This window comes from Aquiflexum lacus (genome assembly GCF_015476655.1).
In the GTDB taxonomy this organism is placed as follows: Bacteria; Bacteroidota; Bacteroidia; order Cytophagales; family Cyclobacteriaceae; genus Aquiflexum; species Aquiflexum lacus.
In genome coordinates, this window is the sequence record NZ_JABFHF010000027.1 from 1 (window position 1) to 15,047 (window position 15,047).

Here is a 15,047-nt window from a genome sequence, read left to right on the forward strand (position 1 = left end):
TTAAATCAACAGTTTATGTGCTTAGCCTGACGGCTATGGCCTGCCGGCAGGCAGGGATTCTTGTCGAAGCTACTCTTAAAACCGCTGAAAATTCAGAGGTTTTTTTTGCCAAAGCCTTCCTACCTCAATCTACCGGTTCCCCTTCTTTTTTAAGGCTTTCTTCAAATTCCTCCTTCAGTCTTTTTTCTACTTTTAAATCAGTAAATACTGCTTGGACAAATTGTTCATCTTTGATAAAAAGGTTGATCCTTCTTTTTCCGTCTATTTTGTAGTAAACTTTTCCCTGTGTGGGATGATTGAGTAATTTAAAATCATCTCCATACCATTCCTTGTATTTTACCAATACTTTTCCCAAAAGGCTATCCGCCCAATACTGCTTGTTCCAGGGCGCCCAAGCGATGTATGAATAAGTTACAGGCATTTCAAAGATTTTATTGTCAATAAAAGTAGGGAAAAAGCGCATACTGACTTCATTGTCAAACTCGTTCTTGATCCTGTGTTCGACATTGGTATTTCCGCCCGGCCCTTGGGTAATCATCTGTTGCTTATTGAGTTCCGTACAATGGTCAAAGAAATCTTTTTGGGCCATACCCAAATGAATACCAAAGAACAAGCTGTCTGTTTGACTAATCTTGTCTTCCCCAAACCTGAACGAAGAGCTGTCACAAGCTTGAATACTGATCAGCCAACCTGTGATGAAAACTATCGAAATATTATTTTTGAGCAGTCTATATAATGACCTACGTTGATTCTTATAATTCAAATTCATTTGGATCTGGGTGTTTATAGAATTAAGGCCAAGTAAATGATTTTCCATTAATTCTTCAATCTCTCTTGTGATTTTTCTCTTGTGATTAAGATCTGGAAATAAAAAAGCAAGCTGAAATAAACATCTCAGCTTGCTCAGAATTTCTGGAATTTATTTTTTTAATTATAACCTGGGTTTTGACTCAAGTTAGGATTGGCCAAAAGCTGTGGTTCAGGAATAGGGAACAATTCCCAATGGCTACCTGGAGCATGAACTCTCTTTGGACGGTTCATTCCCTGGAATGGCCACCAAGCTTCACCATACTTCTTGAATCTGATCAGATCCTGTCTTCTTGTCATTTCCACATACATCTCTCTTCCTCTTTCCTCAAAAAGGTTTTGTTCAGTAAGTGTAGTAAATGGTTCGAGATTACCTGCCCTTTCCCTGATTTGATTGACCAAAGCAAGTGCTTCTGCTGTCTGTCCAAGTCTAAATCTAGCTTCAGCCAAGGAAAGAATGGCATCAGACAGCCTAAAGACAACAAAGTCATTGCTCATGTTGTTAGTACCACCCATTTCAAACTCGTATTTTGCAATTCTGGCACCTGCTTGTCTCAAACCTCCTGGAGAGATCTCATTTAGGAAAGGCATAAAGGTAATTGGTAAACCATCAGGATCATTTGTTTCCACTCCCGGATCTTCCAATCTTGATCCATCAGATCTAAATTGAGGACCAACCAAGAAATTACTTAACCTTCCATCAACTGTACCTACTGACTGTTCCAAGGCAAGACCCTTCCAAACAGGTCCTTGAACTCCAGGATTTTGGACAGGATCAACATAGGAATTATAAAACTCTTCCACAGTCTGATATCCATTCCATGGCTGTTGGGTAAGGTTGAAAGTTGCCTGACTGGCAATGTGCAAGGTCATCATCACCCAGTTAAAGCCCCCTGCAAACACCTTGTCATAAGGATAAACAAATATATTTTCAGCAGATCCTGCATTATTAATAGCAAAATTACCTTGATAAGTTGGGTTTAAACTATAAGGACCGGTATTGATAATCTCTTCTGCATCAGCAGCTGCCAAGGCCCATTGCGCTGTACCTGTATACACTTCAGCATTGAGATACATTTTCATTCTGATCATCAAAGCTGACCACTTGGTCATTCTGCCATAGGTAGTACCATCTTTTGCAGTAGGCAATAACGGAATAATCTCATTCAACTCAGAAAGGATGAAATTATAGATTTCTTGTCTTGGCTTTGTTGAAGGAGATTCCAAATCAGTAAAATCTGTCACCAAAGGTACATTCCCAAAAGCATCCATTGCCCAATAATAGTACAAAGCTCTTAATGCCCTCAATTCCGCTATAAACGCTGGAGAATTGGGATTATCCAAAGTCTCAAAGGAGAAAATCAACCTGTTACAGGTATTGATTCCACCAAAAAGGAAGTTCCATGAGTTTTGGAAGAAGGGATTATCAGGCAGAAAGTCATGTTGGTGCAATTGCAACAAAACCCCTCCATCAAACCAGTCTCCACCTTTATGAGAAACAACAATCTCATCTGATGATATCTCATTGATGGACCAAAGGCCCGAATGGTTTCCTAATCCACCTAAGGACCTATATGCTGCACCCAATGCTGAGATAAACTCTTCTTCAGTCTGAAAGAAGTTGTCTGCAGTTACATCACTGAATACTTGTTCCTCCAAATCAACACAGGATGAAGCGAAAAAACTCATCCCCAGGCCAATTAGGAAGTATCGTATGTTTAGTATATTTTTCATAAGATCTTAATTGTTTTAGCTTAGAAACTGACGTTAATTCCAAGTGTGGTGATAGTAGTAGTAAAATAAGTTGCTCTACGCTCGATTCCTGGCGCCAATGGGTCACCATTTTCAGAATCAAGGTACCTAACTTCGGGATCAACACCAGTGTATCCTGTAAACATGAAAGGATTCTGCACAGATATGAACGTCCTCAATCTGGAAACACTTCTTCCTTGTCCTATATTAAAATTATAACCTAAGGTCGCGTTATCCAAAACCACAAAATCTGCTTTCTCCACATGACTGCTGTTATACTGAGCCACGTTGATGGAAGGGTCATAATATTTAGTATTTACAATGTTATAGTTTTGAACTGTGGTACTTTCAGTGTTTTCATAGAAACCTCTATAACTGTTGATCAAGTAGTGACCGATAGAACCTCTAAAGAAGAAATTCAAATCCCAGTTTTTGTAGTTAATCGTATTGTTGAAACCAAAGTTGAAAGTGGGATAAGCCGTTCCTAATTGAGTCCTGTCATCGTTACAGTTACAGTACACCGGATTACCGTTATCATCAACAGCGGAACCGTCGATAACTTTCAATCTTGGGCTACCATTTTCATTGACACCGTCAAATAATGGCCCCCAAATCTGACCTAAAGGACCATTTTCCTGAACCCTGATCAATTGGGTCAGGTTTTGTCCAGGAGACCCGAAATTTGAACGGTAATTCACCTCACCAAACGAAAGGTCTCCCGCGGACAAGCTACGTAGGTTTGTTCTCAAAGTAGAGAAATTCAAACCTGTAGTCCAGCGGAACTGTCCTTTCTGAACAGCTTGATAGTTGACCATAAATTCGATTCCTGAATTCACCATTTCTCCTATATTCAAAACTGTTTGCGGGAAAAGGTTTGGTGGAACAGGAACGTTGATAGGAAGAAGCATTCCTGTGGTTACCCTCGTATAATAATCAAAGGAACCGTCTATTTTGTTATTTAAAATTACAAAATCCATTCCGAAATTGTATTCATCTTTTGTTTCCCAAGCCAAGTCAGGATTGGGATTTGATACAGGGCCAAACGAAGGAACGAAATTACCATTGTAGAAGAAGTTACCTTGACGACCAAATCTTAACAAAGAAAGATAAGATTGGCCAGGTTGAGTTCCAGTCCTACCATAACTTGCTCTTACTTTCATGGCACTTACGGTGGGTATATCTACTAGATTGGCGATGTTCACGCCGGCACTGATGGCTGGGAATAAACCCCACTTATTGTTGGCACCAAATCTAGAAGAACCTTCATACCTAGCACTGACAGACAATAAATAAGTATCGTCCCAATTGAAGTTAGCACGACCAAAGAAAGCTACCAACCTATTCTGATTTGCAAAACTTGAGACATTGGCCAAACCATTTGCTAAATCTAGGGCTGCGCCTACATTATTGTAAGTAAATACGTCTGTTAAAAAGTCTCCCGCCTCGATAAAGCTCCCCTGATTGAAAAACTCCTGGAATGAATATCCACCTAAAAACGCCATATTTAGTTTCCCTGCATTGGTATCATAATTTAGAGTTGTTTCAAACAGGTCATTCAACCTCTCTTGATTTCTGACTGAAGCCAATCCATTTCGACCAAATCCGCCTCCAAATTTAGCTGTTTTTGGAGAATAATTGCCCCTCCAATCACTTTCACGCTGGGTTGCGTAGAAAACAGCAGCACGGAATTTACTTGTAAAATTATATTCGCCTCGAATACTGGCCAATAATCTACTGTCACGTCCATCAGCTATATTTTGCTCAGCGATAGAAACAGGGTTGAACCAATCAAAAATATCCCGCTCATAATATCCACCAAAATCAGGGCTTTGTGGATTAGGATCAAATACGGGAACTGTTGGATTACTTACAATGGCATAACGGAATGAATTATCATTTCCGAACCTTCTGTCAATAGAAGTATTTGAAATATTGACGGTAAAAATTGCTTTATCCTTCAAGGCCCTTTGGGTAAGGTTTAACCTTGCATTCAGTTGGTTAAAGCCTGAGTTGATACCTACTCCCTCTGCATTTCTGGAGTTGATGGAAACCCTGTAAGCGGTAGTAGCAGAACCTCCACCTAGGGATAAATTGTGAACATTGGTATATGCAGTACTGGTAACTTCATCCAACCAATTGGTATTTCCACCTAAGTCAACCATACCCGGTACTTGACGGTATTCGTCAGCCGTCATGACCGAAATGGTTCTGGCTACATTTTCTACAGCACCGCTTCCATTGTATTCTACAACAGTCCTACCAGTTTTACCTGTTTTGGTCGTTACCAGAATTACACCGGCTGAACCCCTTGTTCCATAAATAGCCGCAGCTGAACCATCTTTCAATACATCAATGGATTCGATGTCATTGGGATCAACAGTCGCCAAAGAACCACCGATTACACCGTCAATTACTACCAATGGTTCAGCATTCTCACCAATGGAGGAGATCCCTCTCAAACGCATATTGAAACCTCCATTTGGGTTTCCACCTGGTCTCGCTATATTAAGGCCTGCCACTTTACCTTGCAGCAATTGCCTCGGGTCATTAACTGTACCTTGGTTGAAGTTTTCAGCTTTGACACTCGTTACTGCACTGGTAATTTCCTTTCTTTCTTGAGTTCCGTAGCCTACGACAATGACCTCGTTGAGGGCTTGAACTGAAGGTGATAAAGCTACATTGATGATAGACCTATTTCCAACTGCTTCTTCAATGGTCGTGAATCCAATAAAAGAAAATACCAAGACGTCACTGTCACCTGCTGAAATAGTAAAGTTTCCGTCCAAATCTGTAATAGCACCTCTAGTGGTGCCCTTTACAATAACACTGACTCCAGGAATTCCCTCTCCGGAATCCGATTCAGCCACTTTTCCTGTAATCTGTCCCTGCTGGGCGTAGGCAAAATTAATCACCGAACATCCCATGAGAAACAACAACAGGAAATACCTTGTAAATTGTTTTTTCATTGATTAATGGGTTTAATTGATGGGTTTGAATATATTTAATGAATGTTCTTTTTTTTCAAGAAGTAGATTTGTTAGACCTATTTCCTGTCAAAAAGACAATTATTCTGGAAAAGATATTGAGTTTTTTTTAAATTAAGGTAATCAATTAGCGTTTTATTTTGTAAAAATGTAAAAAACCCTGAATTCATACTTTTATGATTCGATTGCATACAAATATAATTTGGAATTTACATAAAATATCTATTCTCAAATCAAAAATGATTTTAACAATTCCTGTTAAAGGATGTTAATTTTTAACTTTATTAATAAAAAATATTAATAATTATATTTATTTGGAAATAAGCTATCTTTTTTACTTAATGTCATAGCCCTCGACTTATGTATTTAAGACCATGCTTTTCTCAGTAATCCTATCCAATTACCGAACATCACCCCTTCTATTTCTTTGGTATTATATCCTCTTTTGGTCAAAAGTGATGGTATAGATTGTAAATCTGCAATGGATTCCAAATCATAAGGACACTGCTCACTACCAAATGCCCCATCCAAATCGGACCCAATGCCAATATGATTGGCATTTCCTGCAAGCTGGCAGATATGATCCATGTGGTCAATCATTTTTTCAAGGTTGCAATCCATTGCTTTAGGGGTTGACTTGCCCCTTACCCAGCCGGGCACCATCATCCAAGCATCCAACGCTCCTCCAATCACGGCTCCTCTCTCAATGAGTACTTTAATCTGTTCATCTGAAAATTGACGGTTATGATCCACCAATTTTCGGCAGTTACTATGGCTTGCCCAAACATGGCCCTGAAAAACATCCATCGCTTCCCAGAAACTGTCATCACATAGGTGGGTTGCGTCCAGAATGATATTCAATCTTTCCATCTCCTTTAAAAGTTCTCTTCCATCAATGCCAAGTCCCCCCGTTGCATCAGTTCCATTGGCATACCTCCCTGGGCCATAATGCGCCGGCCCTAAGGCTCTCAGTCCATGCTGATGGGCTTTTTCAAGGTAATTTAAATTGACAATAGAATCTGCCCCCTCCAAAGAAAGGATATATCCTATGGGTTTTGTGCTCCATGGCAATTCATGCAACCAAAGCTGAAGATGTTTTTCAAGGCTTTCAAGATCATTGACCTGAACCATTTCTCCTTGCTCTTCCATGGCTTTGTACCAGGCCAATTGTCCTTGGGTCTGTGCCCATGCCTGTTCGGGAGAATGCCAGCCCGGCAAAGGATTGTCTTTCTTTACATATCGGGCAATCTGAGTAGCGACTACCAATCCGATATTCCCTTTTCTCAATTCAGGAAGGGATACGACCGCATTGCCCCTATCAGGTTTGTCTTTAAGCCCCTTCTCCCTTAAATTGATTTCGGCAACAGGTCTTTTAAGATCCCTGTTCCATTCCAGGGCGTTCATACTGAGGTCGAGGTGGGCGTCTATGGTGAACATTTGGAGGGTAGATTGTAGATTTTAGATTGTGGTTTGTGGTTTGTGGTAAAATTAAGAGGGCTCTTTATGTTTGCACTTAAGAAAACATGAAAAGGTCAAATTCTTAGTTTCACGCTACTTCTATCTTCGAGCTTCCGTCTCATTAATCTACTTCAACTCAAACATCGCTTCAATTTCCACGGGAATATTATCCGGCAAAGATCCAAAGCCAACTGCACTTCTAACTCCTATTCCATTCTCTGATCCCCATACGGAAGCAAAAAGCTCACTGCATCCGTTGATGACATAAGGATGTTTTTCAAAATCTGATGTACAGTTTACCATACCCAAAACCTTAATTACTCTTTTTACCTTATTAAGACTGCCAATGTTTGCCCTTATGGTGGCCAGCATGGCCAAGCCTACTTGCCTTGCTGCAAGTTTTCCTGCTTCAATATCTAAGTCTTCACCTATTCTGCCTATAATAAGGGTCCCATCTTTTTGAACTGTGCCATGCCCTGAGAGAAATAAGTATTTGCCATCTACCAAACAAGGCTTATAAACCCCAAGAGGTTTTGGTGGTGGTGGAAGTTGTAGACCTAGATCTGAGAAGTTTTCTTCTGGTGTTTTCATTTTTTAAGATATGAGACGTGAGACATAAGACCTGCTGACCTGTAGTCAAATGGTAGACAATAGATCGCTATCCTTTAGGAGATAAGATGAGTTTTATATTTTAAAATTCGTTTTTGGCTTTGGCATAGATATTATGTAAATATCAAAATGGATACCTACAATGATACAAGTATTTGTCAAAACCCAATAGTTTATTTGTTAAATTTTAGATTTTATCATCGTAATGCAGGCAGCGGATGCTCATCCGACATCTTTCACCGATCATCATTCAGATCTAATTTATCAGATAAAGGCATCCAAAATCATTACCCCGCCAAGTCCAACTACGGCCACAATGGTTTCCATCAATGACCAGGATTTGAGGGTGTCCTTGACGCTGACGTTGAAATATTCTTTGAATAACCAGAATCCAGCATCATTAAAATGAGAAAACATCAGACTTCCAGCCCCGATAGACAATACCAACAAGTTGGGATCGACGGAACCACCCGAGACCAAAGGGGCAATAATTCCTGCGGTGGTCAGGCCAGCGACAGTGGCAGAACCTACACAAACCCTGATGATCGCAGTAATGGTCCACGCCAAAATCAATGGGTGGACATCCCAACCTTGGAGAGAATCTGCTATGGTCTGACTCACCCCCGAATCCATCAATACCTGCTTCAGTGCACCTGCCCCGGCAATAATGAGCAAAATCATGGCCACATCTTTGGAAGCAACCACATATATGTCCATTAAAGTAGGAATAGAAAATTTCATCCTGACACCAATTGTAAATGTGGCAAGCAATAAAGAGATCAACATGACCATTCCGGGATCTCCTACGAATTTGATATATGGAAAAAGCCAATGCTCATTGGACATATTCAAAGTGAGAACCGTGGTGCCGATCAGAAAGAAAACCGGAAACAAAGCAGAGAAGAAACTATTAAAAGTTCCAGGAAGGTCTTCCTCAGCTTTAGGCTTGGCCTGAAAAGTCTCCAAAGGTTTGGCTTCAATATTCTTTAGAAATCTGGCAAATACCGGACCTGCAATGATAATTGTGGGAATTACGATGATCAGGCCATAAGCCAAAGTCAAACCCATATTGGCACCAAACTGTGCGACCAAAGCCGCCGGTGAAGGATGTGGCGGTAAAAATCCATGAGTTACAGATAGCGCTGCCAACAACGGAATCCCTACATAAACCGCAGGAAGTTTATACTGATAGGAAACAGTGAAAACCAAAGGGACCAACAAAACAAATCCGACATTATAAAATAACGGAATACCAACAACCAAGCCTGTCACCATCATAGCCCAGGTCACATTTTTGACGCCAAAAATAGACATCAATGTATCTGATATTCGCTGGGCAGCACCGCTTTCTGCCACCAGTTTGCCCAACATGGCACCCATCACGATAACAATTACCAAGTCGCCGAGGATTCCACCAATTCCTTTTTGGACCGAACCTGCAATCAGTTCGGGGGGTATTCCCAAAAGAAAGCCTGCGAGAATGGAAGAAATCAAAAATGCTATAAATGGATTAAACTTGAGCCAGGTGATCAATAGAATCAGCACCAAAATACTGATGAAGACAAATACAAATGACATAGGTTGGGTCTAGGTTAACGAACCAAGTTAAATAATTAATCGGGATTGACTTATCGAAGTCACCTCAATATTATTTGAATGGTCATACTTTTGTTTATATTTTACTTCTTCCTAAACCTCAAAAGATACCTTTGCCCATCATCACTTAACTCGAATAAATAAAGTCCCGAATTTAATCCCTCCACAATTTGCTCCAATTGATCTTCCCTAAAACTGCCTGAATAATAAACATGCCCTGTGAAATCAAATATCCTTAAGCTGAGGATATTCCCATCTAATTCCTGTGGTATCGAAACCTGAATTGGACCTGAGGTATAAGGATTTGGCCAAAGCAGTAATTTGGATTCGAGGTCAGAATTTTTGATACCTTCCAACCTAAAAACTTTGCTATCACTGCTTTCTCCATTTTGATCCACTTGTTTGATCCGATAAAAAACATTGGTTGAAGTGAGTTTTTCTCTATAAGTAAAATTATACTGCTGAACAGTTTCACTATTGCCCAAGGAGAGTACTTCACCGACCAAATGGAAATTGTCCAAGCCATCCAAAGATCTGTAGATCAAAAAGGTTTTATTTTGTGATTCCGTGGCAGTAGACCAAGAAATTTGGATTTCACCTTTGTTCCAATGGGCTTGGAAATTAAGCCATGATACTGGAAGAATAGAAAGTTCACGAAAACTTCCAATGGTAAATGTTACGCCATTAAGGTCTCCAAATTGCAAATCTCTTCTTGCCCAAAGGGTATCAGGGTCTGCGCCTGGCAAGTGTATTCCCGGTGCGGCTAGTCCATTGCTGACGATTCTGATATCATCCACATTGTCCACAATCAAATTCTCTGCGGAAATCCTTAATTCAATATCATCAGTACTTGGCGACAAACCTGAAAACTCAAAGTAACTGTTCAATTGGTATAATATGGGAGTCCCGTCAACATCATCAAACATCGGGTCCCAATTGGCTCCCGGGATTTCCATTAATCTCACTAAAAGATTTCCTCCGGGTGAATTGCCTAATAATCGGATCTTCCTCACCCCTCCATTGAATGTATCTTGAAAAGGAAATGTGGCATTTTCAGCATTCAGGTTTGTTGGAATCTGATTGTAGTGCAATTGATGGAGATTCAACCAATTTCCGCCGGAAAAATTAAGGCTACCCCCTCCACTGGTGTTAACATATAAATCAAAGCCATTGAAATCCAGCTGACCTTGCTTCATGAAAAAATTGGATTTGGCACGCAGGTCAGAAGACAAAACCACTCTTCCTGATGGCTTATCCAATTCAATCTGTTGAAGGTCCATTAGCCAATTGACCACCTGTTGTATTCCGGCACCTTCAAACCGCAAATAGGTGGGTGACTCCAGAATATTCCCTCCTGTCAACCTGACAAAATCCCCCCTTAAAAAAACCGAATCCGGGAGAAGCTTATTGGATGCATTTTCGAAAAGGATATTATGATAAGTTTTGGGGTTTCCTGAAACTGCCATTGAGGTCCTTATTAATCGCTGATTGCCAGCATTAGAGCGGAAATAAACATTTCCTTCAAAAAGGAAATTGGCAGCATCCATGACCGGATCATTTCCCAAAAGTACAATATTGGCTCCGGGTTTTAGGTGGACTAGATTGGCAGGGATTGTCTCCGATCTCCTGATGATTTGTGCCAGTGGAAAATAGCATTCGGAGATTAAGGTAGCTCCAGGTTCAATAATCAAATCACCATATGGCCCTGTTCCATTAAACATCGCTTGGTTATTGAAAGAGAATGTTGAACAAGCAGGTAATCCCATCGAATTGACAGTTTGAATTACTGTCCCCGATTGTATTATAAATGCATTTGCTTTGAATGCTGAATTCACAATTAATGTTTCTCCAGGATTCGGGTCAAAAACTACTGTAAATTTACTGTTTGTAGTGTTTGCACTCCAGGAAGGTCTATCCACCACTGTTCTTGAAGTTCCTTTGAAAACAATTCTTCCTGACTCGGGATAAATCCAATCTATGGTAGCATTTGTGACATTATTCAGCTCAAATTGGCCCGCGACTTCCCTCATCGCCCTAAGTGCTCCATATATATGTAATTCAAAACTTTGAAGGTTCAATAATCTTCCGGGTGTAGCAGCACTATACAAATAAATATTACTAGCCTCTTCAATCCCATTTAATCTGATCTCATGTCCTTGATCCAAAAAAATATTGTTATTTCTGTTTGGCTTCACGCCAAAACCTGCCGGTACCCAATTGACCCCATCCCATACCTCCCAAACAGAAGCATTGTCAAAATCCCCTGAGGCTATAGTCCTAAAATCCCCGGCTTCTAATGGAATTTGCGCATCTGCCTGCTCAAGGATGAAAAAAATGAAAACAAAAAAAACAATATAATTCCCATAAATTCGTACCGAATTTGTGTAAAAGCTGGAATATTTGTCTTTAAAAAAATTCATCTTTGAAAAAGATTAGAACCCTCCATGAATTTAATTTTATGAATCCTTATTTGAAAAAATTACTGCTCACTTATACGTTTATTTATTCGGTTATTTTTTTTGCACCGGCACAGGAATATCAGATCAGCCTGTTGACCTGCGATCCAGGGGATGAATTGTATTCTGCTTTTGGACATAGTGCCATCAGGGTGTTTGATAAATCCAGTGGGCAGGACTTTGTCTTCAACTATGGAACATTCGATTTTAATGTGCCCTTCTTTTACGTCAAATTCACTCAGAGGACACTGGACTATATGCTGAGTTTGACATCTTATGACCGTTTTTTGGTAGAATACAATTACAATCAGCGAGGGGTAAGGGAACAGGTTTTAGACCTGAGCCCTGAACAAACTAATAAGATGGTAGAATTTCTTAAAGTCAATTACCTGCCTGTCAATCGATTTTACCGCTATGACTTCTTTTATGACAATTGCGCCACCAGAATCAGGGATGCTATGGAGGAAGTCTTGGGAAAGCAGCTCGACTGGAATGAGGACCCGGTGGCAGAACAAAAAACTTTTCGGAATATGATCGATGAGTATGTTTATCGATTGGCTTGGGCTGATTTTGGGATAGACCTTGCTTTGGGTTCTGTCATTGATGTCAAAGCCAAAGAAAGAGAAAAACAGTTTTTGCCGGATTACATGGAGGCGGCTTTTGGAAGGGCAATAATTATAGGTGATGGCCCGACAAGACCCCTGGTAAAGGAAAATAATGTAATTATGGAGTTTCCTGAAAGATCTTCAGAATTGGATTTATTCAACCCCTATACCCTATGGTGGCTTTTTGCCATCATCATTATGATACTGACATATTTGGGCTTTAAAAGAAAAAAACTGTTCAAAGGTTTTGATATTGCTTTCTTTTCGGTGCTTGGTTTATTGGGACTTTTGATTGTTTTATTATGGTTCTTTACCTTCCATTCACAGACCAAATACAATTGGAATATTCTTTGGGCATTTCCAGGCCACTTGATTTTGGCATTTGCCCTTTGGAAGAATAACACCAGCAAATGGGTGAAAAAATATTTATTCTTTGCCATGATCATGGCCAATATCACCTTGGTGTTTTGGATTTTCGGTTGGCAGTCCTTTCATCCAAGTATTATTCCTTTACTGCTCGTGATTCTCCTCAGAACCAATTTCCTCTATTATAACTTCGAGAAGTTTAAAGTTAATACAGCCACTTAATCTTTGATTGTATAAACTATTTACCGTGTGGAAAATGTTATACCTTTTTGATTAAACATACGACATGGACTTCAAATTAGTATCAGATTATAAACCTACCGGAGATCAACCAAATGCCATCAAAGAGTTGGTGGAAGGGGTAAACAACGGAGACCCTGCCCAGGTGCTATTGGGAGTGACAGGTTCAGGCAAAACGTTCACCGTGGCAAATGTGATCCAGCAGGTTCAAAAACCAACTTTGGTACTAAGTCATAACAAAACCTTGGCAGCACAACTTTATGGGGAATTCAAACAATTTTTCCCGGAAAATGCTGTGGAGTATTTTATTTCCTACTACGATTATTATCAGCCGGAAGCTTTTATCCCCACTAGCGGGACTTATATAGAAAAAGACCTTTCAATCAATGAAGAAATTGAAAAACTGAGACTCAGTGCAACCTCGGCTCTTCTTTCCGGACGAAGAGATGTCATCGTAGTTGCCTCGGTTTCCTGTATATATGGCATTGGGAATCCGGAAGAGTTTGGAAAAAATGTCATCCGGCTTCAAGAAGGGGATCGGGTCCCAAGAAATCAATTACTTTTTAAATTAGTCGATATCCTTTACAGCAGGACCAATAATGAAATGACCCATGGTACATTCAGGGTAAAGGGTGATACAGTAGATATTTTTGTTGCCTACGCAGATTTTGCTTTCCGAATTTTCTTTTGGGGAGATGAAATCGAAGCCATGCAAAGAATAGACCCTGCTACCGGAAAGAAGTTGTCAGATGAAAAAATCATCTCAATTTTCCCAGCAAATCTTTTTGTTACGGGCAGGGACGTCATCGATACAGCTATACATGAAATACAAGATGACCTGATGAGTCAGGTTTCTTTTTTTGAAAAAGACATGAAACTCATTGAGGCAAAAAGATTGAGAGAAAGGACGGAATTTGACCTTGAGATGATCAGGGAATTGGGCTACTGTTCGGGGGTAGAGAATTACTCTCGCTATTTTGACAGGAGAAAGCCGGGGACAAGACCCTTCTGCCTGATTGATTATTTTCCAGATGATTTTCTTTTGGTCGTGGATGAAAGCCACGTCACTTTACCTCAGGTACGGGGAATGTGGGGTGGGGACCGTTCAAGAAAAATCAATTTGGTGGAATATGGCTTCAGATTACCGTCAGCCCTAGACAACAGACCACTGAATTTTGATGAGTTTGAAAGTCTGATCAATCAAGCCATCTATGTCAGTGCTACTCCTGCAGATTTTGAATTGGCAAAAACCGAAGGTGTGGTGGTAGAGCAGATAATCAGACCTACAGGTCTTCTGGATCCGATCATTGATGTCAGGCCGAGCGCCAATCAGATTGATGATCTTTTGGAAGAAATCGATGAAAGGGTAAAATCAGGGGATAGGGTATTGGTAACAACCCTTACCAAAAGAATGGCTGAGGAATTACAGAAGTATCTTGAGAAAACAGGGGTCAAAAGCCGCTATATACATTCTGAAGTGAAACCATTGGACAGGGTTGAAATCCTCAGGGAACTTCGATTGGGAGTATTTGATGTGCTCGTTGGGGTAAACCTTTTACGGGAAGGATTGGACTTACCCGAAGTTTCTCTTGTTGCGATATTGGATGCAGATAAAGAGGGTTTTCTTAGAAATGAGCGGAGTTTGGTACAGACCATCGGACGCGCGGCAAGAAATGAAAATGGAATGGTCATCATGTATGCCGATAAAGTAACCGCCTCTATGAAGTTGGCCATTGATGAAACAAGTAGAAGGCGAAGTCTCCAAATTGCCTACAATGAGGAACATGGAATAACTCCAACCACCATCATCAAATCCAAGGATAAGATCATGGGGCAGACCAAGGTGGCAGACAGTAAGAAAAATGCCAAATCCTACGAAGATACGGTCAATGCCGAAACTTTGGTTGCTGCGGATCCACTAGTCCAATACCTGAGCAAAGAAAAATTGGAAAAACTAATCGTGCAGACCCAAAAAATGATGGAAAAAGCAGCCAAAGAACTTAACTTCATGGAAGCTGCAAGGCTACGGGATGAATGGCAAGGATTGAAAAATAGGTTGGAGCAGATGAAGAGAGGGGTTTAATATAGGGATAAGGGATGAAGGGGGGGGTAGAGCTTCATTGCGAGGAGCACTTGAAAAACATTGATCTTTTGAATAGTTCTTCGTGCGACGT

Annotated in this window: 9 protein-coding genes; 2 read left to right on the forward strand and 7 right to left on the reverse strand. The window is 40.4% G+C overall.

The window, feature by feature from the left end:
- Positions 1–124: 124 nt before the first annotated feature.
- The 7 genes from HMJ38_RS19695 to HMJ38_RS19725 all read right to left on the reverse strand — a co-directional run bounded on the left by HMJ38_RS19695 (position 125) and on the right by HMJ38_RS19725 (position 11,626).
- Positions 125–769, reverse strand: coding sequence for a hypothetical protein (locus HMJ38_RS19695; protein ID WP_194976157.1), 645 nt, complete (start codon positions 767–769; stop codon positions 125–127).
- Between the two features lie 158 nt (positions 770–927).
- Positions 928–2,541, reverse strand: coding sequence for a RagB/SusD family nutrient uptake outer membrane protein (locus HMJ38_RS19700; RefSeq protein WP_194976158.1), 1,614 nt, complete (start codon positions 2,539–2,541; stop codon positions 928–930).
- Between the two features lie 20 nt (positions 2,542–2,561).
- Complete coding sequence (locus HMJ38_RS19705; protein ID WP_194976159.1) at positions 2,562–5,525, reverse strand: SusC/RagA family TonB-linked outer membrane protein; 2,964 nt, start codon at positions 5,523–5,525, stop codon at positions 2,562–2,564.
- Between the two features lie 384 nt (positions 5,526–5,909).
- Positions 5,910–6,980, reverse strand: a complete 1,071-nt coding sequence (locus tag HMJ38_RS19710; protein WP_194976160.1) for a dipeptidase — start codon at positions 6,978–6,980, stop codon at positions 5,910–5,912.
- A gap of 147 nt (positions 6,981–7,127) precedes the next feature.
- Positions 7,128–7,592 carry a RidA family protein gene (locus tag HMJ38_RS19715; protein ID WP_194976161.1) on the reverse strand — a complete coding sequence of 155 codons (465 nt, stop codon included), beginning with the start codon at positions 7,590–7,592 and terminating at the stop codon, positions 7,128–7,130.
- A gap of 282 nt (positions 7,593–7,874) precedes the next feature.
- The gene (locus tag HMJ38_RS19720; RefSeq protein ID WP_194976162.1) at positions 7,875–9,188 is read right to left on the reverse strand and encodes a gluconate:H+ symporter; all 1,314 of its coding nucleotides are present in this window, start codon (positions 9,186–9,188) and stop codon (positions 7,875–7,877) included.
- 101 nt (positions 9,189–9,289) lie between these two features.
- Positions 9,290–11,626, reverse strand: a complete 2,337-nt coding sequence (locus HMJ38_RS19725) for a T9SS type A sorting domain-containing protein (protein WP_194976163.1) — start codon at positions 11,624–11,626, stop codon at positions 9,290–9,292.
- A gap of 38 nt (positions 11,627–11,664) precedes the next feature.
- On the opposite strand from HMJ38_RS19725, the gene HMJ38_RS19730 reads away from it, so the two are divergent.
- Together HMJ38_RS19730 and uvrB are read left to right on the forward strand one after the other, a co-directional pair.
- Positions 11,665–12,855 carry an Lnb N-terminal periplasmic domain-containing protein gene (locus tag HMJ38_RS19730; protein ID WP_194976208.1) on the forward strand — a complete coding sequence of 397 codons (1,191 nt, stop codon included), beginning with the start codon at positions 11,665–11,667 and terminating at the stop codon, positions 12,853–12,855.
- A gap of 64 nt (positions 12,856–12,919) precedes the next feature.
- Positions 12,920–14,956 (forward strand): excinuclease ABC subunit UvrB, encoded by a 2,037-nt coding sequence (gene uvrB, locus HMJ38_RS19735; RefSeq protein WP_194976164.1) that lies wholly within the window; start codon positions 12,920–12,922, stop codon positions 14,954–14,956.
- Positions 14,957–15,047: the final 91 nt, after the last annotated feature.